This window comes from Streptomyces sp. JNUCC 64, assembly GCF_054484115.1.
Window position 1 is genome coordinate 2,641,225 of the sequence record NZ_CM137015.1, and the last position, 26,085, is coordinate 2,667,309.

24 protein-coding genes are annotated in these 26,085 nt (G+C 72.5%); 5 read left to right on the forward strand and 19 right to left on the reverse strand.

The window, feature by feature from the left end; all coding sequences use genetic code 11:
* Nucleotides 1-264 precede the first annotated feature (264 nt).
* Both ACVWNX_RS10535 and dapE read right to left on the reverse strand, forming a co-directional pair.
* Nucleotides 265-1,014, reverse strand: coding sequence for an LOG family protein (locus ACVWNX_RS10535; RefSeq protein ID WP_454413639.1), 750 nt, complete (start codon nucleotides 1,012-1,014; stop codon nucleotides 265-267).
* A gap of 108 nt (nucleotides 1,015-1,122) precedes the next feature.
* Nucleotides 1,123-2,205 carry a succinyl-diaminopimelate desuccinylase gene (gene dapE, locus ACVWNX_RS10540; protein WP_454414707.1) on the reverse strand — a complete coding sequence of 361 codons (1,083 nt, stop codon included), beginning with the start codon at nucleotides 2,203-2,205 and terminating at the stop codon, nucleotides 1,123-1,125.
* A 115-nt stretch (nucleotides 2,206-2,320) separates the two neighbouring features.
* Between dapE and ACVWNX_RS10545 the strand changes: the two genes are divergently transcribed.
* Both ACVWNX_RS10545 and ACVWNX_RS10550 read left to right on the forward strand, forming a co-directional pair.
* The gene (locus ACVWNX_RS10545) at nucleotides 2,321-3,295 is read left to right on the forward strand and encodes a heavy metal transporter (protein WP_454413640.1); all 975 of its coding nucleotides are present in this window, start codon (nucleotides 2,321-2,323) and stop codon (nucleotides 3,293-3,295) included.
* Nucleotides 3,296-3,599: 304 nt separating this feature from the next.
* A complete protein-coding gene (locus tag ACVWNX_RS10550) occupies nucleotides 3,600-3,998 on the forward strand; it encodes an ATP-binding protein (protein ID WP_454413641.1) in 399 nt (132 codons plus the stop codon).
* 157 nt (nucleotides 3,999-4,155) lie between these two features.
* Here ACVWNX_RS10550 and dapC read toward each other — a convergent pair whose 3' ends face one another.
* Together dapC and fdxA are read right to left on the reverse strand one after the other, a co-directional pair.
* Nucleotides 4,156-5,259: a succinyldiaminopimelate transaminase gene (gene dapC / locus ACVWNX_RS10555; RefSeq protein ID WP_454413642.1), complete on the reverse strand. Its 1,104-nt coding sequence runs from the start codon at nucleotides 5,257-5,259 to the stop codon at nucleotides 4,156-4,158.
* 154 nt (nucleotides 5,260-5,413) lie between these two features.
* Nucleotides 5,414-5,734 (reverse strand): ferredoxin, encoded by a 321-nt coding sequence (gene fdxA / locus ACVWNX_RS10560; RefSeq protein ID WP_351240873.1) that lies wholly within the window; start codon nucleotides 5,732-5,734, stop codon nucleotides 5,414-5,416.
* Between the two features lie 142 nt (nucleotides 5,735-5,876).
* Here fdxA and ACVWNX_RS10565 point away from each other — a divergent pair, with 142 nt between their 5' ends.
* Nucleotides 5,877-6,887 (forward strand): GNAT family N-acetyltransferase, encoded by a 1,011-nt coding sequence (locus ACVWNX_RS10565; RefSeq protein ID WP_454414708.1) that lies wholly within the window; start codon nucleotides 5,877-5,879, stop codon nucleotides 6,885-6,887.
* Nucleotides 6,888-6,899: 12 nt separating this feature from the next.
* Nucleotides 6,900-7,733, forward strand: coding sequence for a transglutaminase-like domain-containing protein (locus ACVWNX_RS10570; RefSeq protein WP_454413643.1), 834 nt, complete (start codon nucleotides 6,900-6,902; stop codon nucleotides 7,731-7,733).
* A 206-nt stretch (nucleotides 7,734-7,939) separates the two neighbouring features.
* On the opposite strand, the gene ACVWNX_RS10575 is transcribed toward ACVWNX_RS10570, so the two are convergent.
* The 4 genes from ACVWNX_RS10575 to ACVWNX_RS10590 form a co-directional block, all read right to left on the reverse strand.
* A complete protein-coding gene (locus ACVWNX_RS10575; RefSeq protein ID WP_454413644.1) occupies nucleotides 7,940-9,829 on the reverse strand; it encodes a peptidoglycan binding domain-containing protein in 1,890 nt (629 codons plus the stop codon).
* Nucleotides 9,830-10,009: 180 nt separating this feature from the next.
* Nucleotides 10,010-10,459, reverse strand: coding sequence for a DUF6113 family protein (locus tag ACVWNX_RS10580; protein WP_454413645.1), 450 nt, complete (start codon nucleotides 10,457-10,459; stop codon nucleotides 10,010-10,012).
* Nucleotides 10,456-11,451: an N-acetyl-1-D-myo-inositol-2-amino-2-deoxy-alpha-D-glucopyranoside deacetylase gene (gene mshB / locus ACVWNX_RS10585; protein ID WP_454413646.1), complete on the reverse strand. Its 996-nt coding sequence runs from the start codon at nucleotides 11,449-11,451 to the stop codon at nucleotides 10,456-10,458. The genes ACVWNX_RS10580 and mshB overlap by 4 nt, the downstream gene beginning before the upstream one ends.
* Nucleotides 11,452-11,684: 233 nt before the next feature.
* Nucleotides 11,685-11,879: a hypothetical protein gene (locus ACVWNX_RS10590; RefSeq protein WP_454413647.1), complete on the reverse strand. Its 195-nt coding sequence runs from the start codon at nucleotides 11,877-11,879 to the stop codon at nucleotides 11,685-11,687.
* Between the two features lie 159 nt (nucleotides 11,880-12,038).
* Between ACVWNX_RS10590 and ACVWNX_RS10595 the strand changes: the two genes are divergently transcribed.
* Complete coding sequence (locus tag ACVWNX_RS10595) at nucleotides 12,039-14,327, forward strand: S9 family peptidase (RefSeq protein ID WP_454413648.1); 2,289 nt, start codon at nucleotides 12,039-12,041, stop codon at nucleotides 14,325-14,327.
* Nucleotides 14,328-14,467: 140 nt separating this feature from the next.
* Here ACVWNX_RS10595 and ACVWNX_RS10600 read toward each other — a convergent pair whose 3' ends face one another.
* The 11 genes from ACVWNX_RS10600 to ACVWNX_RS10650 form a co-directional block, all read right to left on the reverse strand.
* Nucleotides 14,468-15,826 (reverse strand): ABC transporter ATP-binding protein, encoded by a 1,359-nt coding sequence (locus ACVWNX_RS10600; RefSeq protein WP_454413649.1) that lies wholly within the window; start codon nucleotides 15,824-15,826, stop codon nucleotides 14,468-14,470.
* Complete coding sequence (locus ACVWNX_RS10605) at nucleotides 15,819-16,793, reverse strand: ABC transporter ATP-binding protein (RefSeq protein ID WP_454413650.1); 975 nt, start codon at nucleotides 16,791-16,793, stop codon at nucleotides 15,819-15,821. The genes ACVWNX_RS10600 and ACVWNX_RS10605 overlap by 8 nt, the downstream gene beginning before the upstream one ends.
* Before the next feature lie 10 nt (nucleotides 16,794-16,803).
* Entirely contained in the window at nucleotides 16,804-17,784 is a 981-nt protein-coding gene (locus ACVWNX_RS10610; RefSeq protein WP_454413651.1) for an ABC transporter permease, read from the reverse strand.
* Nucleotides 17,777-18,700, reverse strand: coding sequence for an ABC transporter permease (locus ACVWNX_RS10615; protein ID WP_454413652.1), 924 nt, complete (start codon nucleotides 18,698-18,700; stop codon nucleotides 17,777-17,779). The genes ACVWNX_RS10610 and ACVWNX_RS10615 overlap by 8 nt, the downstream gene beginning before the upstream one ends.
* 45 nt (nucleotides 18,701-18,745) lie before the next feature.
* On the reverse strand, nucleotides 18,746-20,386 hold the full coding sequence (locus tag ACVWNX_RS10620) for a peptide ABC transporter substrate-binding protein (protein ID WP_454413653.1): 1,641 nt from the start codon (nucleotides 20,384-20,386) through the stop codon (nucleotides 18,746-18,748).
* Between the two features lie 190 nt (nucleotides 20,387-20,576).
* Nucleotides 20,577-21,227 (reverse strand): hypothetical protein, encoded by a 651-nt coding sequence (locus tag ACVWNX_RS10625; RefSeq protein WP_454413654.1) that lies wholly within the window; start codon nucleotides 21,225-21,227, stop codon nucleotides 20,577-20,579.
* On the reverse strand, nucleotides 21,224-21,760 hold the full coding sequence (locus ACVWNX_RS10630) for a SigE family RNA polymerase sigma factor (RefSeq protein ID WP_454413655.1): 537 nt from the start codon (nucleotides 21,758-21,760) through the stop codon (nucleotides 21,224-21,226). Before ACVWNX_RS10630 ends, ACVWNX_RS10625 begins: the two co-directional genes overlap by 4 nt.
* A gap of 224 nt (nucleotides 21,761-21,984) precedes the next feature.
* On the reverse strand, nucleotides 21,985-23,142 hold the full coding sequence (locus ACVWNX_RS10635) for an ABC transporter ATP-binding protein (RefSeq protein ID WP_454413656.1): 1,158 nt from the start codon (nucleotides 23,140-23,142) through the stop codon (nucleotides 21,985-21,987).
* Complete coding sequence (locus ACVWNX_RS10640; RefSeq protein WP_454413657.1) at nucleotides 23,135-24,190, reverse strand: ABC transporter ATP-binding protein; 1,056 nt, start codon at nucleotides 24,188-24,190, stop codon at nucleotides 23,135-23,137. The genes ACVWNX_RS10635 and ACVWNX_RS10640 overlap by 8 nt, the downstream gene beginning before the upstream one ends.
* A gap of 11 nt (nucleotides 24,191-24,201) precedes the next feature.
* The gene (locus ACVWNX_RS10645; RefSeq protein WP_454413658.1) at nucleotides 24,202-25,146 is read right to left on the reverse strand and encodes an ABC transporter permease; all 945 of its coding nucleotides are present in this window, start codon (nucleotides 25,144-25,146) and stop codon (nucleotides 24,202-24,204) included.
* Nucleotides 25,139-26,071 (reverse strand): ABC transporter permease, encoded by a 933-nt coding sequence (locus ACVWNX_RS10650; protein ID WP_454413659.1) that lies wholly within the window; start codon nucleotides 26,069-26,071, stop codon nucleotides 25,139-25,141. Before ACVWNX_RS10650 ends, ACVWNX_RS10645 begins: the two co-directional genes overlap by 8 nt.
* Between the last annotated feature and the right edge of the window lie 14 nt (nucleotides 26,072-26,085).

Genomic DNA, 26,085 nt, shown 5'->3' on the forward strand with positions numbered 1-26,085 from the left:
CCGGCTCGGCTCGGCTCGGCCCGCCCCGGCTCGGCTCGGCTCGGCCCGCCCCGGCTCGGCTCGGCTCGGCTCGGCGACCGAAACGGCACGGCGCGGATCCGGTACCGGCGGAACCGGTGCGGCGGCCCACCCGCGCCGCGACGGCGTCGGGCCCCGGGTGCGCACCCGGGGCCCGACGTCCGGGCCGGACGTCACGACCGGACCCGGAGCCGGGCCTCACGGCCGGGCGCCGGGACGGCCGTGGCGGCCCGTGGCGGCCGGGCCCTAGCGGGCCACCTCCTTGGTGACCAGCTGCACGGCCTCCTCGACGCTGTCGGTGACGTGGAAGAGGAGCAGGTCCTTCTCCGCCGCCTTGCCGCTGGCGATCACGGTGTCGCGGAGCCAGTCCACGAGGCCGTTCCAGTACGCGGTGCCGAACAGCACGATCGGGAACCGGGTGACCTTGCGGGTCTGCACCAGGGTGAGCGCCTCGAACAGCTCGTCCAGGGTGCCGAAGCCGCCCGGCAGCACCACGAAGCCCTGCGCGTACTTCACGAACATCGTCTTGCGGACGAAGAAGTAGCGGAAGTTCACCCCGATGTCGACGTGCGGGTTGAGGCCCTGCTCGAAGGGCAGCTCGATGCCGAGGCCGACGGAGACGCCCTTGGCCTCCCGCGCGCCCTTGTTGGCCGCCTCCATGGCGCCCGGGCCGCCGCCGGTGATGACCGCGAACCCGGCCTCCACCAGCGCCCGCCCGATCTCCACCCCGGAGGCGTACTCCGGGGTGTCCGGCCGGGTGCGGGCGGAGCCGAAGACGCTGATCGCGCTGGGGAGTTCGGCGAGCGCGCCGAAGCCCTCGACGAACTCCGACTGGATGCGCATGACCCGCCAGGGGTCGGTGTGCACCCACCCCGAGTCCTCCTCGGTGTCCAGCAGCCGCTGGTCGGTGGTGCCGGGCTGGATCTGCCCCCGTCGTCGCACCACGGGGCCGACGACCTGCTCCTCCGGTGGACCCTGTGCGTCCGGAACGCCCATAGAACTCCCCTTCCACTGACGGTGTAGCCCCCTCAGCGTAGATCCACGGGGATGACGAACACCGTAATTCCGGATGTCCGGGACCACTGTTCCCGGCCACGCCCCGGTTCAGGGGGCGGTGAGCCAACCGCGCAGCCGGTCCTCGGCCGCCAGGATCTTCCCGGTGTGCACGTGTTCGTCCCGCTTGTGGGCGAGCTGCGGGTTCCCCGGGCCGTAGTTCACGGCGGGCACGCCCAGCGCGCTGAACCGGGCCACGTCCGTCCAGCCGTACTTGGGGCGCGGCTCGCCGCCCACCGCCTCGATGAAGGCGCGGGCCGCCGGGTGGGAGAGCCCGGGCAGCGCGGCGCCGCTGTGGTCCTCCACCACGAACTCCTCGACCCCGCAGTCCGCGAAGACCTCCCGGACGTGCTCCAGCGCCTCCTCGGGGGTGCGGTCGGGGGCGTACCGGAAGTTCACGGCGACCGTGCAGAGGTCCGGGATGACGTTTCCGGCGACCCCGCCCTCGATGCGGACCGCGTTCAGCCCCTCGCGGTACTCCAGGCCGTCGATGACCGGGTAGCGCGGCTGGTACGCGGCGAGCCGGGCGAGGATCGGGGCGGCGGCGTGGATCGCGTTGGAGCCCATCCAGGAGCGCGCGGAGTGGGCGCGCTCCCCCCGGGTGCGCAGCAGCACCCGCAGGGTGCCCTGGCAGCCGCCCTCGACCTGCTGGTCGGAGGGCTCCAGCAGGACCGCGAAGTCGGCCTCCAGCCACTCCGGGAGCGCCTCGGCCACGTGCCGCAGCCCGTTCAGCTCGGCCGCGACCTCCTCGTTGTCGTAGAACACGAAGGTGAGGTCGCGGTTGGGTTCGGGGACCGTGCGGGCGATCCGCAGCTGGACGGCGACGCCCGACTTCATGTCGCAGGTGCCGCACCCCCACAGCACGCCGTCCCCGTCGAGCCGGGAGGGGACGTTGTCCGCGATGGGGACGGTGTCGATGTGCCCGGCGAGCACCACCCGCTCGGCGCGGCCCAGTTCGGTGCGGGCGAGGACGTTGTTGCCGTACCGGTGGACCGTCAGGTGCGGCAGCCCGCGCAGGGCCTCCTCGATGGCGTCCGCGAGCGGCTTCTCGGTGCCGCTCTCGGAGGGGAAGTCGACGAGCTGGGCGGTGAGCAGCGCGGCGTCCTGGTCCAGGTCGAGGGCGGTGCGCTCCAAGGGGGCGCGGTCGTCGGCGGGGTGCGGGGCGGGCGGGGTGCGGTCCATGGACCGACCCTAACTCCCCCGCTCACGACGACCGCCGGGGCCGGTCGGGCTCCAGTACGGTGGACGCGTGTCCGATGCCCCAGTCGTCCCGCAGCGCGCCGGTCGTCACCGTTCCGTCCGCCGGGTCCGTCCGGCCCGCCGCGCGGTGGCCGTGGCGGTCCTGCTCGCCGTCACCGGCTACGTGGCGGCGCAGCAGCTCGGCGGGGCCCGGGGCGGCGCCCACTGCACGGTGGTGTCCGGGAAGGGCGACGGCGCCGCGTACCGGCTCTCGTCCGAGCAGGCGGTGAACGCGGCGACGGTCGCGGCCGTCGGCGGGGCGCGCGGGATGCCGGAGCGGGCGGTGACGATCGCGCTGGCGACCGCGCTCCAGGAGTCGGCGCTCATCAACATCGGGCACGGCGACCGGGACTCGCTGGGACTGTTCCAGCAGCGCCCCTCGCAGGGCTGGGGCACGGCCGAGCGGATCACGGACCCGGTGTACTCCGCGAACCGTTTCTACGAGCGGCTGGAGAAGGTCGCCGGGTACTCACGGCTGCCGCTGACGGTCGCCGCGCAGCGGGTGCAGCTCAGCGGCTATCCGCAGGCGTACGCCAAGCACGAGCCGGACGCCACCCTGCTCGCCGCCGCGCTGACGGGCCGTTCCGAGGCGACCCTCACCTGCGGGGGCGGCGGGGTGCGCGCGCAGGGTTCGCCCGCCGCCGTCCGGGCCGCGCTGGTGCGGGACTTCGGGCAGGACGCGCTGGCGCCGGTGGGCGCCGAGGTGCCGGAGGGCTCCGCGGGGGCCCCGGCGGAGTCCGCCCCGGAGGCCGGGGCGCGGGAGGTGGTCCTGCCGGTGTCCGGGGGGCCGGGCGGCGCCCAGGGGGCGCGGCAGCGGGGCTGGGAGCTGGCGCACTGGGCGGTCGCCAACGCGGCGGCGCTCGGCGTCGGGAAGGTCGTCCACGCGGGCCGGGAGTGGACGCCGGGCACCCCGCCGGGCCGCTGGCCACAGGCGTCCGGGGGCGCGGTGGACGCCCAGCGGGTCCGAATCGTCACCGGACAGTAGGGGCCGGGGGTCACCCGGCCGGGCGACACGGGCCGTCGCGCGCGGCGGTGGTGGAGCCGGTCGCCGTCCGGGTGGGCGCGGGCCTCCGGGAACCGGCCTCAGCCCTGGTCGGCACCGGGCGGGAGGGCTCTCGGCGCCACCTCGACCCCAACACCCTTTGCCCGCTTTTGCGTCCAGCGGATTATGCGATGCGTTACCGATTCTTTACCTTCGGTCGCCGCAACCTCCCGGGCGTCCGTTCGGTAGTCACGACGTCCCAGGGCCCGCCGGGCCGCCGGACACCGCCGAACCTCGAAGGAGCATCATGTCCCTCCCCCTGACCCGTCGGATCGCCCGTGCCGTACTGCTGGTGGCGGCGGGCGCGGTGCCCGTGGTCGGCGCGGCCGGTACCGCGAGCGCCGTGGACCTGCCCATGAACGCCCCGGTGGGCGGGGTGAGCGCGATGGACGCCGCGAACGTCGGCGACACCCTGGACGGCGCCACCACCAACGCCACCGCGGTCGCCGGGGACACCGGCAGCAAGGTGGTCAAGAAGGCGGTGCCGCAGGCCGGGAAGACCGTCGGCAAGGGCGCCAAGAAGGCCGTGAAGGCCGCGCCCGCCGCGAAGAAGGCGACCGGGGGCGCGGGTTCGGTGCTCGGCGGGGTGACCGGCGCGGCCGGCAAGGGCGGGCTGCCGGGCGCCCCGAAGCTGCCCCTCGGCTGATCGTCACGGCCGGAGGTCCTGGGCCCGGGAAGCGGATGCGGCTTCCCGGGCCCTTCCGTGTCTTCGTGGCCGCGTCCGTGTCCGTGTCCGTGGCCGTCTACGGTCCCGGGGCGGCGTCCGCGTCCGGGTCCCGGTCACGCCCGGGCGAGGGGGCGGCTCAGGCGAGCCGGCGGGCCGCGGCGGCGACCCGCTCGTCCGTGGCCGTGAGGGCGATCCGCACGTGCCGGGCGCCCGCCTCGCCGTAGAAGTCGCCGGGGGCGGCGAGGACGCCCAGGGACGCCAGCCGGGCGACCGTCTCCCAGCAGGGCTCGTCCCGGGTGGCCCACAGGTAGAGGCTCGCCTCGCTGTGGTCGATCCAGAAGCCGTACGCCTCCAGCGCGGGGCGCAGCACGGCGCGCCGGGCACGGTAGCGGGCGCGCTGCTCGGCGACGTGCGCGTCGTCCGACAGGGCGGCGACCACGGCGGCCTGGGTGGGCGCCGAGGTCATCATGCCGCCGTGCTTGCGGAGCTGGAGCAGCGGGCCGAGGACGTTCTCGTCGCCCGCGACGAACGCGGCCCGGTACCCGGCCAGGTTGGACCGCTTGGAGAGCGAGTGGACGGCCACCAGGCCCCGGTGCGAGTCGCCGCACACGTCGGGGTGGAGCACCGACACCGGGTCGGCCTCCCAGCCCAGTTCGAGGTAGCACTCGTCGGAGAACACCAGCACGTCGTGGGCGCGGGCCCAGGCGACGACGTCCGCCAGTTCGGCGGCGGGGAGCACCCGGCCGGTCGGGTTGGACGGGGAGTTCAGCCACAGCAGCCGCAGACCGGTGGGGTCGAGGTCGCGCGGGTCGTCGTAGGTGACGGGTTCGGCGCGGGCCAGCCGGGCGCCGACCTCGTAGGTGGGGTACGCCAGCCGCGGGTAGGCGATCCGGTCCCCGGGGCCGAGCCCGAGCTGGGTCGGCAGCCAGGCGACGAGTTCCTTGGAGCCGACGACCGGCAGCACGCCCCGGTGGGTCATCCCCCGGGCGCCGAGCCGGCGCTCGCACCAGGCGGTGAGCGCGTCCCGCAGCTGCGGGGTGCCCCAGACGGTCGGGTACCCGGGCGAGTCGGCCGCCGCGACCAGGGCCTTCTGGATCAGGTCCGGGACGGGGTCCACGGGGGTGCCGACGGAGAGGTCGACGATGCCGTCCGGGTGGGCCGCGGCCGTGGCCTTGTAGGGCTCCAGCTTGTCCCAGGGGAAGTCGGGGAGGCGGTCGACGGGCGCTTCGGTCGCGGACACGGGCGGATCGCTTTCTGCGGTGCGGGCGGTACGTGACGGACGCGCCCGGCCGGCCGCCGGGCCGACGGGCGGGTCCCTGGGTCCGGGCCCGTGGACACCGCGGTCCCGTACGGCGGGGCCGTACGGGACCGGGTGTGACGCGGGCCGGGGCCGCTTACTGGTTCTGCGGCGGCAGGGCGGCGACGAAGGGGTGGTCGCGCTCGATCAGTCCGAGCTTGCTGGCACCACCGGGGGAGCCCAGCTCGTCGAAGAACTCGACGTTCGCCTTGTAGTAGTCCTTCCACTCGTCCGGGGTGTCGTCCTCGTAGAAGATCGCCTCGACCGGGCAGACCGGCTCACAGGCACCACAGTCGACGCATTCGTCCGGGTGGATGTACAAGGACCGGGAGCCCTCGTAGATGCAGTCGACCGGGCACTCCTCGATGCACGCCTTGTCCTTGACGTCGACACAAGGCTGCGCGATGACGTAGGTCACGCTGTCGTTCCTCCTCGATAGGGCGCTGGCGGGCCTGAAGCAGGCTCCGCCGCCTGGGCGCGCGGGAGCGCGGCGTCGTCGATGCCCGCACCTAGTATCTCCGTTCTGGGGCATGATCCGAACAGGAGGGGTGGACAGAAGCGTGGAATTCGGCGCACGAGGTTTGCTTGAGATCCGTATCACCCCTGCTGACGTGGGCAAACGCGTCTCCGTTCGACGGGTTCACCGGGTGGTGGACGAGCGGGTGGAGTTCACCGACACGGTCGGGGTTCTCACATCCTGGGACGCCGGAGTGCTCACGGTGACCAGGCGTTCCGGTGAGGCCGTCCGGATCGAGGCCGCCGCACTCGTCGCGGGCAAGGTCGTGCCGGACGCGCCCGCGCGCCGTCGGGGCCCGGCCGCGGACTACCCCGAACTGGCCCGGGTGACCGCCCGCGCCTGGCGGCCGGTGGAGAGCGAACGGCTCGGCGGATGGGAGCTGCGGGCGGCCGGGGGGTTCACCCGGCGGGCCAACTCCGCGCTGCCGCTGGGCGACCCGGGACTCCCCCTGGACGGGGCGCTGGCCCGGGTGCGGGAGTGGTACGCCCGGCGGGAGCTGCCCGCGTACGTCCAGACGGCGACCGGGGCGCGCGGCGCGCAGGAGGAGTTGTGCGCCGCGCTGGAGGAGCGGGGCTGGACCCGGGAGGTCTCCGCCGAGGTGCGGATCGCCCCGCTGGCGCCGCTGGCGGTCCCCGGCCGGGAGCCCGCCGCCGGGGTGCGGGTGGAGCGCGGCTTCGACGCGGGCTGGCTGCGCCGCTACCAGCGGTCGCGGGAGCCGGGCCCATGGGTGCGGCAGGTCCTGGAGGCCGGTCCCTCGGTGTGGTTCGCCTCGGTCGCCGGGGCGGCGGACGAACCGCCGCTGGCGATCGGACGGTGCGTCGTGGACGGGCGCTGGGCCGGGTTCATGGCCGTCGAGGTGGCGCCGGAGGCCCGGCGGCGCGGACTCGGCACGGCGGTGGTGGCCGCGCTGGCGGAACGGGCGCTGACGGAGGGCGCGTCGGCGGCCTGGCTCCAGGTGGAGGCGGACAACGCCCCCGCCCTCGCGCTGTACGGCGGGGCGGGCTTCGCCGTCCACCACGCCTATCACCACTACCGGGCCCCTGAGGGCGACTGAACGGACGGGCACGTGCGGGAGACATGGTGGCGGCGGAGGTTCGCCGAGGAGGCACGGGCGGAGCGCCCCGATCTGGCGGCGCTGTGCCTGCTGCTGGGCGCGGAGGCGGACGCGGCGTTCGCGGCGGGCGGGGAGGCGGCCCTCGACGCGGCGCAGGCGGAACTGGACCGGCTGGCCGGGGAGCTGCCGTTCCGGCCGGGCGGGCCCCGGGCCTGGGCGGAGGCGGTCGGGAACCTGCTCGGCGGCCGGTACGGGTTCCGGGGCACCCCGGGGAACTACGGCAAGCTGGAGTCGTCACTGCTGCACGTGGTGCTGGAGCGGCGGCGGGGGCTGCCGATCCTGCTGTCGGTGGTGTGGCTGGAGGTGGCCCGCAGGGCGGGTGCCCCGGTGTACGGAGTGGCCCTGCCGGGGCACTTCGTGGTGGGCTTCGGGCCCCCCGAAGAGCAGGTGCTCGCTGATCCGTTCGACGGTGGACGGGTGCTGTCCGGGGATGACGCCGAGGCCCTGGCGGTGCGGGCCACCGGGGCGCCGCTCGATCCGGAGGTGCTGCGGCCCGCCGATCCGCTGGAGATCCTGGTGCGGGTCCTGAACAACGTCCGGGCGTGGGCCGAGGCCCGTCCGGAGCGGTCGGACGTGGCCCTGTGGGCGGTCGAGCTGGGGCTGGCGCTGCCCTCGCACCCGGCGCGGCTGCGGTACGAGCGGGCCCGGGTGCTGGTGCGGCGCGGGGACTTCACCCGGGGCGCGGCGGAACTGGACGCGTACGCCGAGGTGGTGGCGGCGGTGGACGAGGCGGCCGCGGCACGGGTGCGCGCGGAGGCCCGGGCGGCCCGCGCCCGGCTCAACTAGGCCGTCTCGGCGCTCTTCCGGCACACGCGGCCTTCAGGCGGCTCGCACGGCCTCCGGCGGCCCTCGCGGGCTCCCGGCCCGGTCCGCCCCGGTCCGGGCCCCGTCGCCCGTCCGGAGGGCCGGGACGACCGCGCCCGCCCCGCCCGGGGTGAGCGGGCGGGGCGGGCGCGGGAGGCGTTCCCGGCGGGCGTGCCGGGGGACGGGCCTCAGGACGGGTCGAGCGGGATCGCCACCGTGCGTTCGGCCGCGGTCTTGCCGGTGAGCGCCTGCTTGAGCGCGGCGGCGACGTCCTGCGGGGTGACCGGGGTCTTGTCGCCGGTCCCCCGGGTGATCAGGACGCCGTCGAAGGTGGCCCCGTACAGGGTCTGGAGCGCGGCCTGGTCGTAGGTGTCCACGAGCTTGCCGTTGACCGCCTTGACGCCGATGATCTGCGGCAGCGACTTCTCGGGGCTGAACGAGATGAACGCCGTGGGACCGGCGGTGATCTTCACCAGTCCGGACATCGCGGGCTGCGCGAACTCCTTCATCATCCGGTCGACCTCGGCCTTGCCGATGGTGGGCTCCCGGTCGGTCACGGCCAGTCGCACCGGCGTGGAGCGGCCGGTCTCGACCTGCTGCCGGTACGCCTCCTCGACGCCCGCGAGGGAGGCTTTGACGTCCACGCCCTTGCCGGACTCGCCGTAGACGGCGACGGCCTTGCCGTTCTGGAACCGGATCGTTCCGCCACCGCCCGCGGACCCGGCGCCGCCCACCGCGCGCTCCAGCTGGGCCTGGAGCTTCTCGGTGTCGACCGGCATGGACGGGGAGACCACCCGCTTCTCGCCGAACAGCGAGGAGACCACCGAGACCGGGTGGTAGTCGCTCCCGGCGGCGGAGGCCACGGTGGCGTCCGTGTCGAACGTCAGGCCCGCCTGGTCGGGACGGAGTTGCACCGTCCGGCCGTCGACGGAGAGCCGGAGCGGCTTGGTGATCCGCTCGCCGAGGGCCGCGTCGAGCTTCTTGACGGCCTCGTCACGGGTGCCGCCGCCGATGTCGACGCCGAGCACCGTGGTGCCCTTGGGCACGTCGGAGTGGTTGAGCAGCAGCCCGGCGCCGTACGTCCCGAGGGCGCCGAGGACGACCAGCACCCCGAGCAGGACGAGCTTGCTGCGGCCCTTCTTTTTCTTCGGGGCGGGCTTCGGGGCGGGCTTGGCCGCGGCCGGGGCGGGGGGCTCGGGCACGACGGGTCCACCGCCGGGGAACGCCTCGGTCCGGCCGGGCGGCACCACGGGGATGCCGCTGTTCAGGGTGGGGCCGGCGACGTTGTCACCGGGGGTGGTGGGGGTGACGCCGAGGCCGCCGCCGGGCACTCCGCCGGGGGCCAGGGGGCCGCCGGGGGACACGGGAGCGGGCTGCTGCGGGGTGAGCACGGCGGTGTCGTCGCTCATCCGGCCGATCCCGGCCAGGGGCGTCTCCCCGGTCCCCTCGGGGCCCTGGGGGCCGCCGGTCGGCGCGCCGGGGTGGAAGTAGGGCAGATCGCCGTGGGTGTCCTGGGGGCCGCCGACGGGCAGTCCGCCGAGGGTGCCGCCGCCGGGCGCGGCACCGGGCTCCCCCGGGCCGTCGCGGCCGGGCGAACGGGTGGGCAGGGGGGTGCCGTTCGCGGGCGTGGTGCCGGACTGGCCGCCGCGCGGGGCGTTCGGCTTGCGCGGGGCGAACCACGCGCTGGGCTTCTCCGGCTCCTCCTCGCCCCCCTGGGCGGGGGCGCCGGGGGCTGCCGGCGCGGGCGCGGCCGGGGCGGCGGGCGGCCCGGCCGGGGCGGTCCGCTGGACGGCTCCGGTGTCGGCGCCCGCGCCCTGGGGCCCGTCGCCCTCCGCGACCGGGGTGCGCATGACCACCGGCGGGATCGGACGGGACCCGGGGATGTTGATGCGGACCCGGGTCGTCAGGGTCGTCTCGGTCTTGCGGTCCTCTGCGGAGGCGTCGGCACTCTGGCGCTCGTCCGCTCCGACCGCGGGGGCGGCGCCCCCGGAGGTGCCGTACGGCGGCGTCCCCGACGGATAGGCGGCTCCTCCGTGCCCGTGCGGCCCGGAGGACGAACTGTCAGTTTCACGACTCAAGGCAGGTTCTCCCGGTTGGCTCCACCGCCCGACTCGACCTCGCTCGGGGGTTTCCCCCGTCGCGGGTTGGGGTAGTTCGGCGGCGCGCACCACCATACTGGCCGCCGCCGACACGCGGGCCGCGGCAGTCGGTGAAAGCCCTGCCGCGCCCGCCCCGCCGTGCTATGGCGAACTGGTACGTCACTTGCCAAGTCGGGCGGGAACGCGGCCCGGTTGCACCACCCGGCCGAGGGTGGCGCACATCACAGCGACGGCGATCCCGCCCAGCAGGTAGACGTACGACCCGGTGCCGGTGGCGAAGAGGAAGTCCCCCTCGGGACGGCTGGTGGTGAGCACGATCACCGCGACGAGCCACCCGGCGGCCGGGGCGATGGCCCCGGCGCGCGTCCCGACGGCGAACGCGCCGCCGAGGAAGAGTCCGCCGGTGCCGACCAGGGCGAGCAGCAACCCGCCCGGGAACCAGCCGCCTTGGACGAGCGCCCCGGCGGCGCCGATGACCAGTCCGAGGGCGAACAGCAGCACGTACGCGCCGATCCGGCCCGGTGGCGGCGGCCCCTGGAGCAGGAAGCCGCCGGGCGCGTCGGGGGCCGTCCGGGGGCGCGGAGCCGGGTCGGCGGGGGAGCCGCTCATCGGGCCGCGGCCCCCTCGTCGGCGGTGCCGGACGCCGGAACGGCCCCGCGGGGCGCCCCGATCGTGTCGGCGCCGGAGGACCCGGCGGGAGACACGGTCGGGGGCGCGGCGGGGGCCACGCCCGCGAAGAGGTCGGTCTCCGGGCTCCCGACGGCGGTGCCCCGGACGAGTTCGAAGTACTCGACGGCGAACAGCGGCTGGGCGAGCCGGTTGGAGAGCGCGAACCAGGGGCCGGAGACCTCGACCTGGGTGGCGTGGGCGCGCATCGCGGCGGCCTTCTCCCCGAGGTGGGCGCTGCCGTCGATGACGGTGGTGATCCGCTCGTCGGCGACCACGCCGGGCACGTCGTCCAGGGCGGCGGCGCGCGGGAACGGCAGACCCGGCAGGGCCTCGTCGAGCCGGGCGAAGCCGTCCTCCGCGACGGAGCGCGGCACCCGGTTCCAGTAGATCTTCTCGATGGTGTGCGGGTCCCCGAGGTCGCGGCGGTAGGCGCGCTCGCCCGCGAGGTCCGCGGCGCGCAGGGCGACCCGGTGGGCCTTGATGTGGTCGGGGTGCCCGTAGCCGCCGTCGGGGTCGTAGGTGACCAGGACCTGGGGGCGGACCTCCCGGATGACCTCCACCAGATGGGCGGCGGCCTCGTCCAGGTCGGCGCTCCAGAAGGAGCCCTCGTGGCGGTTCTGCGGCAGGCCCATCATCCCGGAGTCCCGATAGCGGCCGGGGCCGCCGAGGAAACGGTGATCGTGCACGCCCAGCACCTTCATGGCGACCGCCAGTTCACCCACGCGGTGGGCGCCGAGGGCGTCCTCGCGGTCGGCGGTCAGCCGGGCCAGATCGGGCGGGATGACCTCGCCCTCCTCGCCGAGGGTGCAGGTGACCAGGGTCACGCGGGCGCCTTCGGCCGCGTACTTGGCCATGGTGGCCCCGTTGGTGATCGACTCGTCGTCGGGGTGCGCGTGCACGAGCAGCAGGCGCCGGGCGGGCAGTTCCATCATGTGGACAGCCTACGAGGACGGGGCGCCCGTCGTCGGGAGAACGGAGGGGTTACCGGATCTTGTTGTGATCCTGATGCGAGGCGCGCCGGACGGCGCGCGCCCCGTGGATACCGTTCACTCCCCCGGCGCGCGGAGGCCCGAGGGGGCGGGGCGCGCCGTACTCCGCGCCCCCGTGGGGGCGCGGCACTCCCCGCCGTCGCGTACGGGACGGCGGGCCGGACCGGGCCGGAGGGTCAGAAGTCGATGTCTCCGATCATGCCCGCGACGTTCGAGGTGACCTCGGTGATCGTCGGTGCGATGGAGGAACTGGCGAGATAGAAGCCGAGCAGCATGCAGACGACGGCGTGACCGCCCTTCAGCCCCGATTTCTTGATCAGGATGAAGACGATGATCGCCAGCAGCACCACCGCCGAAATCTCGAGTGCCACGGCGGTTCACCTCCCAAAAGACCGTCACGGTAAGAGCGTCGGATGCAGCGGGTCCTACCCACCTTGCGTTACGGATCATAACTTTCCGCGTGATCGTATGGATCGCACAAGGTCGGCTCACGGCAGCACAGGGGGGCGCATGCGCCCTAGTGTCGGAAGATGACCTCCGAGCCCCTGTCCTTCCCCCGTCAGTATGCCCGCACTCAGCGCTTCTCCCTGGGTGCACCGAGGACGTTCTCCGTGTCGCCAGACGGGGAACGCGTCATTTTTCTGAGGTCCCGAACGGGGACCGATCGGACGAATGTTCTCTGGGTACTTGATGTCCCGACGGGTGCCGAACGGGTGCTCGCCGACCCCGTGGAACTGCTCTCCGGGGCCCCGGAGCACCTGTCCCCGGCGGAACGCGCGCGGCGCGAGCGGGACCGGGAGTCCGGGGCGGGCGTCGTCGGCTACGCCACGGACGGCGCCGGGGAGTTGGCGGCTTTCACCCTCTCCGGACGGCTGTTCGTCGCGGAGCCGCGCACCGGAACGGTCCGTGAACTCCCCGTTCCGGGACCGGTGCTGGACCCCCGCCCCGCCCCGGACGGGCGGTACGTGGCGTATGTGACGGCGGGGGCGCTGCGGGTGACACGTGCGGACGGGACGGACGGCGGTTCCGGTGGCCCGGGCGACGCGGGCGGTACGGGGGACCCCGGTGGCGTGGGCGGCCCCGGCGGCGTGGACGGTCCCGGCGGCCCGGACGGCTCCGGCGTTTCCGGGGGCGGCGCGGGCGCGGGGCACGGGTGGACGCTCGCCGCGCCCGAGGCGGACACCGTGACGTACGGGCTCGCGGAGTTCGTCGCCGCCGAGGAGATGGGACGTTCCCGGGGCCACTGGTGGTCGCCCGGGTCCGACCGGCTGCTGGTGGCGCGCGCCGACGACGCCCCGGTGGCGCGGTGGTGGATCAGCGATCCGGCGGACCCGGGGCGGGCGCCGGAGCGGACCGCGTACCCCCGGGCCGGGACGGCCAACGCCGGGGTGGGGCTCTGGGTGCTGGGGCTGGACGGCTCCCGGGTGGAGGTGGGGTGGGACCGGGAGCGGTACCCCTACCTCGCCCGGGTCCACTGGTCGGCGGCCGGTCCGCCGCTGCTGCTCGTCCAGGCCCGGGACCAGCGCTCCCAGGCGTATCTGGCGGTGGATCCGGTCACCGGGGCCACCCGGGCCGTGCACACGGAGAAGAGCGGATCCTGGCTGGAACTGTTCGCCGGGACGCCCTGCTGGTCGCCCGGCGGGGAACTCGTGCGGATCTCCGACGAGGACGGCGCCCGGGTGCTGGTCCGGGGCGGACGGAGGCTCACGGACGGGCGGCTGCACGTCCGGGCGGTCCTCGACGTGACGGACGAGGACGTCCTGGTGTCGGCCTCGGCGGGGGCGGAGGCCGGGGTTCCGGAGATCGGCGAGGTCCATCTCCACCGTGTCGGGGAGGGGGGCTCCGAGCGGGTCTCCGAGGGGCCGGGGGTGCACCGGGCGGTGCGCAACGGGGCGGTGACCGTGCTGGTGTCGTCCGTGCCCGACGCGCCGGGCGGCCGGGTCCGGGTGCTGCGGGACGGGGTCCCGGTGGCGGAGGTGGCCTCGTTCGCGGAACGGCCGGTTCTCGCCCCGCGCGTGACGCTCACGGAAGGGGGCACACGACGGGTACCGTGCGCCGTCCTGCTCCCCTCCACGTACTCTCCGGGCGCCCCGGGCACCGGAGCGCTCGGTGTGAACACGCCGGATGGACGACTGCCCGTACTGCTGGATCCGTACGGCGGACCACACGGTCAGCGGGTGTACGCCGCGCAGAACGCGTATCTGACCTCACAGTGGTTCGCGGACCAGGGGTTCGCGGTCGTGGTCGCGGACGGCCGGGGGACCCCGGGTCGCTCCCCCGGCTGGGAGAAGGCCGTCCACCGGGATCTGACGGTGGCGCTGGAGGACCAGATCGACGCGCTGCGGGGGCTGGCGGAGCGGTTCCCGCTGGATCTGACCCGGGTGGCGATCCGTGGCTGGTCGTTCGGCGGTTATCTGGCCGCGCTCGCGGTGCTGCGACGGCCCGACGTGTTCCACGCGGCGGTCGCGGGGGCGCCCGTGACGGACTGGCGGCTGTACGACACCCACTACACCGAACGCTATCTCGGGGACCCCGGGCAGGACCCGGAGACGTACCGGGCCAACTCCCTCGTCACCGACGGGGGGCTGTCCTCCGCCGCCGGACCGCACCGGCCGCTGATGCTGGTCCACGGGCTCGCGGACGACAACGTCGTGATGGCGCACACCCTGCGGCTGTCGTCGGCGCTGCTCGCCGCGGGACGGCCGCACGAGGTGCTGCCGCTGACCGGGGTGACGCACATGGCGGCCCAGGAGGAAGTGGCCGAGAACCTGCTGCTGCTCCAGGTCGACTTCCTGCGGCGCGCGCTGCGGAGGGAGTGACCCGGGCGGGGCCGGGCGGCGGTTGACCGGCCGGGGCGGCATGGTCCGCGCCCGACCGGTCTACGGCACCCGCACGGCCGTACGACCGTCAGCGTGTCGCGCCCGTATATCGGGGCCGTGGCGGGCGGGTTGCCGGAGTGTTAACGACCTTCGTCGCCGGGGTCCCGGTGGCCGTCACCGCCGCTTCGACCGTTGCCTTCGCCGCCGTCGCCATGGGCGTCACCGTGGTCGCCGGAGGAATCCGGTGGGGTGGGAGGTGCTTGTGGGGCCTTCCGGTCCGGGGGCTCCTCCGGAGCGGACGGCTTCTCCAGGCCGGGCGGGCCCGGCCGGTCGAGCGGGGCCTGCGGGGCGGGTGCGGCAGGTGCGGCGGGCGGGTGCGGCGGGCCGGGAGGGTGCGGCTGGTCCGGGGGGACCACCCGCTTCTCCTCCGCGAAGTGGCAGGCCGAGTCGTGGGCGGCGGGGCCCGTCGCGTACCGGAACTCCGCGGGGACCGCCAGCAGGGGCACCTCCAGGGCGCACCGTTCCTGGGCCTTCCAGCAGCGGGTGCGGAAGCGGCAGCCCGAGGGCGGGTTGGCGGGCGAGGGCACGTCACCGGTGAGGATGACCCGGTCACGGTGCTCCCGGGCCTCCGGGTCGGGCACCGGTACGGCGGAGAGCAGCGCCTGGGTGTACGGATGGGTCGGGTGGTCGTAGATCTCGGTGTCGGTACCGAGTTCCACCACCTTGCCGAGGTACATCACGCCGACGCGGTCGGAGATGTGCCGGACGATCGACAGGTCGTGGGCGATGAACATGTAGGAGAGGTCGAACTCGCTCTGCAACCGGTCCATCAGATTGATGACCTGGGCCTGCACCGAGACGTCTAGCGCCGAGACGGGCTCGTCGGCGATGATGATCTCCGGGTTGAGCGCGAGGCCGCGGGCGATGCCGATGCGCTGGCGCTGACCGCCGGAGAACTGGTGCGGGTAGCGGTTGACGTACTCCGGGTTCAGTCCGACGACGTCCAGCAGCTCCTGGACGCGGCGGCGCCGGTCCCCCTTGGGAGCCGCCTCGGGGTGGATGTCGAAGGGCTCGCCGATGATGTCACCGACGGTCATCCTCGGATTGAGCGAGGTGTACGGGTCCTGGAACACCATCTGGATGTTCCGCCGCACCGCCTTCAGGGCCCGTCCCGAGAGCCGGGTGATGTCCTCGCCCTTGTACTTGATCACCCCTTCGGTGGGGCGTTCGAGGTGGACCAGGGTCTTGGCGACGGTGGACTTGCCGCAGCCGGACTCGCCCACGATGCCCAGCGTCTCGCCCTGGTAGAGGTCGAAGTCGACCCCGTCCACCGCCTTCACCGCGCCGACCTGCTTGCGGAACAGGATGCCCCGGGTCAGCGGGAAGTGCTTGACCAGACCCCGGACTTCGAGGATCGGCTCCCCCCGGGCGACCGGGGCCGTCAGCGCGTCGAGGGCCTCCTCGCCGGAGGGGGCGGCCGGGGCGGCGGCGTCAGCCATCGAGGGTCTCCCTCCAGAAGTGGCAGGCGCTGCGGCGCTCGGCGGAGACCTCGGCCAGCGGCGGCTCGTCGGTGCGGCAGATGTCCCGGGCCATCGGGCAGCGGGGATGGAAGGCGCAACCGGACGGGATCCGGGTGAGGTTGGGGGGCAGGCCCTTGATGGCGTACAGCTCGCGGCCCTTCTGGTCCAGGCGCGGGATCGAGGCGAGCAGGCCCTTGGTGTAGGGGTGGGCCGGGGCCTTGTAGATGTCGTGGACGGGGGCGGTCTCCACGATGCGGCCCGCGTACATCACCGCGATCTTGTCGGCCACGTCCGCGACCACGCCCAGGTCATGGGTGATCAGGATGAGGCCCATGGTGAACTCGCGCTGGAGGTCGGCGAGGAGGTCCATCACCTGGGCCTGGACCGTCACGTCCAGCGCCGTCGTCGGCTCGTCCGCGATGATCAGGTCCGGCTCCAGGGCCAGCGCCATCGCGATCATGATCCGCTGACGCATGCCGCCCGAGAACTGGTGCGGGTACTGGGTGACGCGTTCCTCGGCGGCGGGGATGCGGACCCGGTCCATCAGCTCGACGGCCCGGGCGCGGGACTCCTTGCGGGAGAGGCCGCGGTGCACCCGGAACATCTCCCCGAGCTGCTCCCCCACGGTGAGGACCGGGTTGAGCGAGGAGAGCGCGTCCTGGAAGATCATGGCCATGCCCGCGCCACGGATCTTGCGGCGGGCCTCCTCCTTGAGCTTCAGCAGGTCCTCGCCCCGGAACAGCACCTCGCCGCCGGTGATCCGGCCGGGCGGGGTGTCGAGGATGCCCATGACCGCCTGGGCGGTCACCGACTTCCCGGAACCCGACTCGCCCAGCACGGCCAGCGTCTCGCCCGCGTCGACGGTGTAGCTGACGCCGTTGACGGCCTGGGCGACGCCGTCCCTGGTCCGGAACTCCACCCGTAGATCGCGTACGTCGAGCAGCATCGCGGCCTCCTCAGCGCAGCTTGGGGTCGAGGGCGTCGCGCACCGCGTCGCCGAGCGTGATGAACGCGAGCACGGTGACGGCCAGCGCCCCGGCGGGCCACAGCAGCGCGTGCGGCGCGTTGCGGACGTAGGGGGAGGCCGAGGAGATGTCGATGCCCCAGGAGACGGTGGGCGGTTTCAGTCCGACGCCGAGGTACGACAGGGTGGCCTCCAGGGCGATGTAGGTGCCGAGCGCGATGGTCGCGACGACGATGACCGGGGCGACGGCGTTGGGCGCGATGTGCCGCAGCAGCATCCGGGAGGAGGAGGCGCCGAGCGCGCGGGCCGCCTGGACGTAGTCGTTCTGTTTGACGGTGATGACGGAGCCCCGGGCGATCCGGGAGATCTGCGGCCAGCCCAGCAGGACCATGAAGCCGATGACGGGCCAGATGGTGTTGCTGGTGACGACGGAGAGCAGCACGAGGCCGCCGAGGACCACGGGGATCGCGAAGAACACGTCGGTGAGCCGGGAGAGCAGCGCGTCCCAGGTGCCGCCGAAGAACCCGGCGAGGCCGCCGAGGACGGAGCCCAGCAGGGCGACCCCCAGGGTGGCGCACACCCCGACGGTGACGGAGGTCCGGGCCCCGTACACGGTGCGGGTGTACACGTCGCAGCCCTGGCCGTTGAAGCCGAAGGGGTGGCCGGGCGAGGAGCCCTTCTGGGCGTCGGCCAGATTGCAGTCGAGGGGGTCGCCGGTGGCGATGGCGCCGGGCCACAGCGAGATGAAGACCAGGAAGAGGATGACCACCCCGGAGAGCAGGAAGACCGGGTTGCGGCGCAGGTCGTGCCAGGCGTCGGACCACAGCGAACGCGGTTTGCCCGCCGGTCCGGTGCCGAGGGGGCCGCCGGGGGCGCGCTCCAGCGTCTCGCCCTCGGCGGTGGCGAGGTCCATCGCCCCGCCCGCCCCGGTCGAGGCGATGGCGCCGCCGTCGTCGGGCAGGTTCTCAGGCATAGCGGATCCTCGGGTCGAGTACGGCGTAGAGCAGGTCCACGACCAGGTTCGCCACCAGGAAGACCAGGACGAGGACCGTGACGAAGCCGACCACCGTCTGGGTGTTCTGGCGGAGGATGCCCTGGTAGAGCTGGTAGCCGACGCCGTGGATGTTGAAGATGCGCTCGGTGACGATCGCCCCGCCCATCAGGGCGCCGATGTCGGTGCCGATGAAGGTGATCACCGGGATCAGCGAGTTGCGGAGCAGATGCCGGGTGATCACCCGGCGCCGGGGCAGTCCCTTGGCGATGGCCGTGCGCACGTAGTCGGCGCGGCGGTTCTCCGCGATGGAGGTCCGGGTCAGCCGGGTGACGTAGGCGAGGGAGACCGAGGCGAGGACCAGGCCCGGCAGGATCAGTTCGTCGAAGCGGGCCTCCGGCGACACCGAGGGGCTGACCCAGCCCCACTCCACCCCGAGGAGGAGTTGCAGCAGCAGACCGGTGACGAAGGTGGGGACGGAGATCACGACGAGGGTGACGATCAGGACCCCGGTGTCGATCGGGCGGCCCCGGCGCAGCCCGGTGAGGACCCCGAGGGTGATGCCGACGACGATCTCGAAGAGGATCGCCACGATCGTCAGCCGGATGGTCACCGGGAAGGCGGACGCCATCAGTTCGGTGACCGGCTGCCCGTTGAAGGCGGTGCCGAAGTCGCCGGTGAAGACGTTCCCCATGTAGGTGAGGTACTGCTGCACCACGGGCTTGTCGAGGCCGAACTCCTTCTTGAGCTGGGCGGCGGTCGCCGGATCGCAGGCGCGCTGTCCGCACAGGCCGGCGATGGGGTCGCCCATCACATTGACCATGAGGAAGATCAGCAGGGTGGCGCCGATGAAGACGGGGATCATCTGCAGCAGACGCCGGATCACATAACGTCCCATGAACCGCTCCGGGGGTCGTGGTGTCCGGGTGGGGGGCCGCCCGCGTCAGTTGACCTTGATCTCGTTGTAGACGGGCACGCTGAACTGGTTGAGCTTCACGTCGGAGACCTTCTGGGAGTAGCCCGCGCTGCCGTTCTGGTACCAGAGCGGAATGGCGGCCATGTTGTCCCGGACGACCCCTTCGGCCTGCTGGAAGAGGCTGACGGCCTTGGCCTGGTCGGTCTCGGCGTTGGCCTGGTCGACGAGGTCGTCGAACTTCTTGTCGGACCACTTGCCGTCGTTGGAGGAGGCGTCGGTGTAGTACAGCGGCTGGAGGAAGTTCTGGATGAGCGGGTAGTCCATCTGCCAGCCAGCCCGGAACGGCCCGGGCATCTTCTGGTCGGTGATCTGGTTGCGGTAGTCCGCGAAGGTCCCGACCGGGTTGCCGACGCACGCCTTGCTGTTGCCCAGCGCGTTGTTGATGGAGTTGCAGACGGCGTCCACCCACTCCTTGTGGGAGCCGGTGTCGGCGTTGTACGAGATCTTCACCTGGCCGCCGGGGAGGCCGCCGCCCTCGTCCACCAGCTTCTTGGCCGCCGCCGGGTCGTAGTCGCAGGAGTCGCCGCAGAGCCCGGACTGGTAGCCGCCCTCCTCGCCCAGGACCGGGGAGGTCCAGTCGGTGGCGGGCGTCCGGGTGTTGTGGAAGATCGTCTCCGTGATCTGCTTGCGGTCGATCGCCCGGGACAGCCCCTGGCGGACCTTCAGGACCTTGGGGTCCGACCAGGCCGGGTCGTAGAACGGGAACGCCAGGGTCTGGATGATGCCCGCCGGGGTGTTGATGTACCGGTCGCCGAGGTCGGCGCCGACATTGCCCAGCTGGGCCGCCGGGATGTCGTCGACCAGGTCCAGGTTCCCGGCGATCAGGTCGGTGTAGGCGGTGTTGTTGTCGGTGTAGACCTTGAGGTCGATGCCTCCGTTGACGGCCTTGTCGTCGCCGGGGTAGTCGGCCCAGGCCCGCAGGGACATCTGCGAACCCTTGGTGTACGAGTCGACGGTGTACGGGCCGTTGCCGACGGGCTTGCTGAGCCAGGCGTCGTGGTCGTCGAAGAACGCCTTGGGCAGCGGGGAGAAAGCGGAGTACCCGAGGGTGTCGGGGAACGTCGAGAACTTCTGGTTGAGCTTGACCGTGAACGTCTTCGGGTCCACGACCTTCAGCCCGGAGAGGGTGTCGGCGCTCTGGCTCCCGGAGTCCGGGTGGACCTTGTCGTAGCCGTCGATGTACCCGAAGAAGTAGGCGTTCTTCTGGTTGTTCTTCAGGCTGGCCCCGTAGTTCCAGGCGTCCACGAAGGACTGGGCCGTGACGTCCTCGCCGTTGCTGAACTTCCAGCCGTCCTTGACGGTGATGGTGAAGTTCTGCGAGTCGGACGTCTCGATCTTCTCCGCGAGCATGTCCTCGGCGGCGCCCGTCTCGGAGTTGTAGCGCTTCAGACCCCGGAAGATCATGTCCAGGACCTTGCCGCCCTGCACCTCGTTGGTGTTGGCCGGTTCCAGCGGGTTCTGCGGGTCCCCCCAGGAGGAACTCACGATCCCGGAGCTGCCGCCACCGCCACCGCTGTCGCCGCCGCCACCACCGCAGGCCGTGGCCGTCGCGGCCAGGGCGACGGCGGTCGCCGCCGCGGCCCAGGGGGCGCGCCTGACTCCACGCATGGAGCCTCCTCATCAGGTTCGCTGTTCACTTAGGCCCAAATATCACCTCACTTCCGATATTCCGCATATTCAGTCACCCGGGTGGGTGCACCTGGTGTGCGGGGCGACCTGTTCTCCGCCGTCCGCCGTGAGCCCGCCCCCCGACGGGCCCACGGCGGACGGGGAAACCTGTGCGCCCGCCCCGCTCGTCTCAGTCCGCCGGGGTCTTGGACCTGAACTCGGTGAGCCGTACCCAGTCCCTGGCGTAGTCGATGGTCGCCGAGACCGTGCGCTCCGAGGTGTCGCGGCCGTCATAGTGGATCGAGGTGATCCACCCGGCTTCGTCCTTCTCGGTGCCCGTCAGCTTCAGCCCGCAGTCCTCCAGGACCTGACGGATCGCGGCGACCTCGGCCTTGGCCCCGGCGTGGTCCCGGTACCTCGCGTTGCGCTCCACTCTCAGCGCGCCCCCCTCGTCACGGGTGATCGCCCCGCCGTCCATGCTGACCATCCGCGACGAGGGCCCCTCGGGGGACTCGCAGTCCAGCGAGAGCCAGAGATCGAGCATGCCCTCCAGCCGGCCGGGCGGGAACCTGCGGTGGTACGGATCGACGTACGGCTTCGGCGTCTCCCAGAAGATGGGGCCGGACTCGCTCCCCCCGGGCCGCGGCGCCCCCGCCGGTCCCGTCCCGTGCGTCCGGTCCCCCGGGATCGCCGCCCAGACGGCGATCCCGAAGACCGCCCCCGCCAGGGTGGAGGTGATCGCGAATCTGCGGGCGCGGCGCCGGGCCGCCCTCTTCCTCAGCCGCTCCGGCTCGGGCATCCCCAGCACGACGCCTTCCAGCAGCTCTTCCATCCGCGTCACGCGGACATCACCTCCGTGGCACTCCACTTGGTCCTGGGTGACGGCTCCTCGTCCGCGAGGCTCTCGCCGAGGAGTTTGCGGGCGCGGCTGAGCTGCGTGCGGACCGCCCCGTTCGACGCGCCGGTCTCGCGCGCCACCTCCTCCACGGGGAGGTCCAGCAGATGGTGGAGCACCACGGCCTGCCGCTGCTGCGGGCTCAGCTCGCGGAGCGCGGCCATCAGCGCGACCCGGTCCTCCGTCGGTTCCGGGACGTCCCGCGCGGGGCCGTGGCGGAAGTGGGCCAGTATCCGCCCCCGGGTCCGGCGCCAGGTGCTGATCGCCAGCCGCAGCGCGACCCGGCGGACCCAGGGCAGCGGGTCGCCGCCGTCGATCAGCTTCGGCCACCGCTGCCAGGCCCTGATGTACGCCTCCTGGACCGCGTCCTCCGCCGCCCCGAGATCGCCCGTCACCACGTACACCGTGGCGACCAGGCGTTTCACGGTGACGGCGTAGAACGCGTCGAACTCCTCCGGATCCTTCGCACCCGTCGCCATCCCCTCGTCACCCCCTGCTCACTCTTGCCGGGCGGCGGGGCGCTCCCCGCCGTCCTGCCATAAGCACGCCTGGGGGACGCGGGACGTTACACACGACTTCGTGACGGCCTCACGAGCGGATTCGCGCACCCGCCCCCGGAAACGCCGGAGCCCCCCGCCGAAGTGGCGGGGGGCTCCGGTGAAGGACGCGGTCACCGTCCGGGGACGGTCACCGGCCACGCGGGCTAGCCGGCGTGGACCACGTCCCTCTCCTCGGCGAAGTGGCACGCGGACTCGTGCGCGGCGAGGCTGTCCGTCTCCTGGAACCGCTCGGGGATCGCCAGCAGCGGCACCTCCTCCGCGCACCGGTCCTCGGCCTTCCAGCAGCGGGTGCGGAAACGGCAGCCCGAGGGCGGGTTGGCGGGCGAGGGCACGTCACCGGTGAGGATGATCCGGTCCCGGCGCTCGCGCGCGGTCGGGTCCGGCACCGGCACGGCGGAGAGCAGCGCCTGGGTGTACGGATGGGTCGGGTGGTCGTAGATCTCGGTGTCGGTACCGATCTCCGCGATCTTGCCGAGGTACATCACGCCGACGCGGTCGGAGATGTGCCGGACGATCGACAGGTCGTGCGCGATGAAGATGTAGGACAGGTTGAACTCGTCCTGGAGCTTCTCCATCAGGTTGATGACCTGCGCCTGCACCGACACGTCCAGCGCCGAGACGGGCTCGTCGCAGATGATGATCTCCGGGTTGAGCGCGAGGCCGCGGGCGATGCCGATGCGCTGGCGCTGACCGCCGGAGAACTGGTGCGGGTACCGGTTGATGTACTCCGGGTTGAGACCCACGACGTCGAGGAGTTCCCGCACCTTGCGGCGCCGGTCGCCCTTGGGGGCCACCTCGGGGTGGATGTCGAAGGGCTCGCCGATGATGTCACCGACGGTCATCCTCGGGTTGAGCGAGGTGTACGGGTCCTGGAACACCATCTGGATGTTCCGCCGCACCGCCTTCAGCGCGCGCCCGGACAGCTTGGTGATGTCCTGGCCCTTGTAGAAGATCTCGCCCGCGGTGGCCCGCTCCAGGTTCATCAGGAGCTTGGCGACGGTGGACTTGCCGCAGCCGGACTCGCCCACGATGCCGAGCGTCTCGCCCTGGTAGAGGTCGAAGTCGACCCCGTCCACGGCCTTCACGGCGCCGATCTGGCGCTGGAAGAGGATGCCCTGGGTGAGCGGGAAGTGCTTCTTCAGCCCGCGCACCTGGAGGATCGGCTCGCCGCGCTCGACCGGGGCCTCCACCGCGGCGACCGCGTCGGCCTCGGTGCGGGCCTCGACCACCTCGACGTCGGAGACGTTCGGCGTGGCGGCGTCCTGCGGCTCGTCGGACTTCGAGAGCTTGGGATCAGCCATGGATCGTCTCCTTCCAGAAGTGGCAGGCCGAACGGCGGCCGGAGAGTTCGGCTCCGTCCCGGTCGGTCACCTGGTGCAGCTCGGGGATGTCCGTACGGCACACGTCCCGTGCCGAGACGCAGCGCGGGTTGAACGCGCAGCCGGACGGGACCCGCAGCAGGTTGGGCGGCAGACCCTTGATCGCGAACAGCTCCTGGCCCTTCTGGTCCAGGCGCGGGATCGAGTCCAGCAGTCCCTTGGCGTACGGGTGCGCGGGGTTCTTGTACAGGTCGTGGACGGGGGCGGTCTCCACGATGCGGCCCGCGTACATCACCGCGATCTTGTCGGCCACGTCCGCGACCACGCCCAGGTCATGGGTGATCAGGATCAGGCCCATGTTGAACTCGCGCTGGAGGTCCGCCAGCAGGTCCATCACCTGGGCCTGGACCGTCACGTCCAGCGCCGTCGTCGGCTCGTCCGCGATGATCAGGTCCGGCTCCAGGGCCAGCGCCATCGCGATCATGATCCGCTGACGCATGCCGCCCGAGAACTGGTGCGGGTAGTCGGTCACCCGGGCCGCGGCCGCGGGGATCTTCACCCGGTCCATCAGCTCGATGGCCTTGACCTTGGCCTCCTTCTTGGAGAGGCCCTGGTGGACGCGGAACATCTCGCCCAGCTGGTAGCCGACGCTCAGCACCGGGTTCAGCGAGGAGAGCGCGTCCTGGAAGATCATGGCGATCTTCCGGCCGCGGATCTTGCGGCGCTCCTCGGCGGACATCTTCAGCATGTCCTTGCCCCGGAAGAGGATCTCGCCCTGCGGGATCTTCGCCGGGGGCATGTCGAGGATGCCCATGACCGCCTGGGCGGTCACCGACTTCCCGGAACCCGACTCGCCCAGCACGGCCAGCGTCTCGCCGGCGCCCACGCTGTAGTTGACGCCGTTGACGGCCTTCACCACACCGTCGCGGGTGTGGAACTCGACGTGCAGGTCCCGCACGTCGAGCAGCGGTTCACCGCTCGTTCCGTCCCGGGGGGCCGGGACCGGTGCGGTCTTCTCGATGGTGGTCACGTACGCCTCCCTCAGCGCGTCTTCGGGTCGAGGGCGTTGCGGACGGCCTCACCGAGCATGATGAACGACAGCACCGTGATGCTGAGCAGGATGGACGGGAACAGCATGACGTACTGCGCCACGCGGATCTGGTCCTTGCCCGTGGAGATGTCGTTGCCCCAGGAAACGCCGTCGAGGCCGAGTCCCAGGTAGGACAGGGTCGCCTCCGCCGAGATGTAGACACCCAGCGAGATGGTCCCGATCACGATGACCGGGGCGATGGCGTTGGGCAGGATGTGGCGGAGGAGGATCCGCCGGGTTCCCGCGCCGAGCGCCTTGGCGGCGTGCACGTAGTCGGCCTGCTTGATCGTGATCACCGCGCCGCGCATGATGCGCGCGGTCTGGGTCCAGCCGAGGAACGCCAGGGCGCCGATGATCGTCACGATGGTGCGGTCCGTGAAGGAGTTCAGGACGACCATCGCGCCGAGCAGGAACGGGATGCCGAAGAAGACGTCGGTGATCCGGGACAGGATCGCGTCCAGGGCCCCGCCGAAGTATCCGGCGAGCATCCCGACCAGACCGCCGAAGAAGGTCACCACCAGGGCGGTACCGAGTCCGACGAGCACGGAGGCGCGGGTGCCGTAGATGGCGCGGGCGTAAACGCTGCGGCCCTGAGCGTCATAGCCCAGCCACTCCGGTGCGAAGAAGTTCCCCAGCTGGGGCTTCTGCAGGTAGTGGTTCTGGAGGTCCTTCAGCTCCGGATCGGCGCTGGTGAACAGGCCCGGGAAGGCCGTGATCGTCAGCAGGATCAGGATCAGCACCGCGGAGACGATGAAGATCGGGCGGCGGCGCAGGTCCACCCAGGCGTCGCCCCACAGGCTCCGCGCCTTCTCCTCCTTCACCGGGGCGGCCGGAGCCACCGACGGGACGGAGTCCTGGGCGGCCGTGTCGGCCGCCGTCTTGGTCAGGTCAGGCATAGCGAATCCTCGGGTCCAGGACCGCGTAGAGCAGGTCGACGAGCAGGCTGGCGACGAGGTAGATCAGGACCAGGATGGTGACCAGACCGACCACGGTCGTTCCCTCACGGCGCTGGATCGACTCGAAGATGGTGCCGCCCACGCCCTGGATGTTGAAGAGGCCCTCGGTGACGACCGCGCCGCCCATCAGGGCGCCGATGTCGGTGCCGAGGAAGGTGACCACGGGGATCAGCGAGTTGCGCGTCAGGTGCACGCCGATGACCCGGCGCCTGGGCAGGCCCTTGGCGACGGCGGTGCGGATGTAGTCCGCGCGCAGGTTCTCCGCGATGGAGGCACGGGTGAGACGTCCCACGTAGGCGAGGGACATCGCGGCCAGCACGGAGGCCGGCATCAGCAGTTCCATGATGTTCGTCGAGTCGGTCACGTTCGGTTCGAGCCAACCCAGCTCGAAGGCGAAGACCGTCTTGAAGATGAAGCCCAGGACGAACACCGGGACGGAGATCAGCAACAGCGTGAACAGCAGGATCACGGTGTCGGTGAGCTTGCCCGCCTTCATGCCCGCGGCGATGCCGAGGGCGATGCCGAGCACGACCTCGATGGCGAACGCGACGGCGGCCAGCCGCAGCGTCACGGGGAACGCGTCGCCGAGGATCTCGGTGACCGGTCGACCACTGGCGATCTGCGTGCCGAAGTCGGCGTGCAGGATCATGTCCTTCATGTAGTTGAAGTACTGGACCAGGATCGGTTGGTCGAGTCCGTACTCCTTTCTCAGCGCCGCGATCGTCTCCGGGCTGCCGCCCTTGTCTCCGAACAACCCGCGCACGGGGTCACCGGGCAGGGCGTAGACCATGAGGAAGATCAGCAGGGTTGTCCCGAGGAAGACCGGGATCATCTGGAGCAGTCGTCGTGCGACATAGCGCCCCATCGTGCCTCCATGTC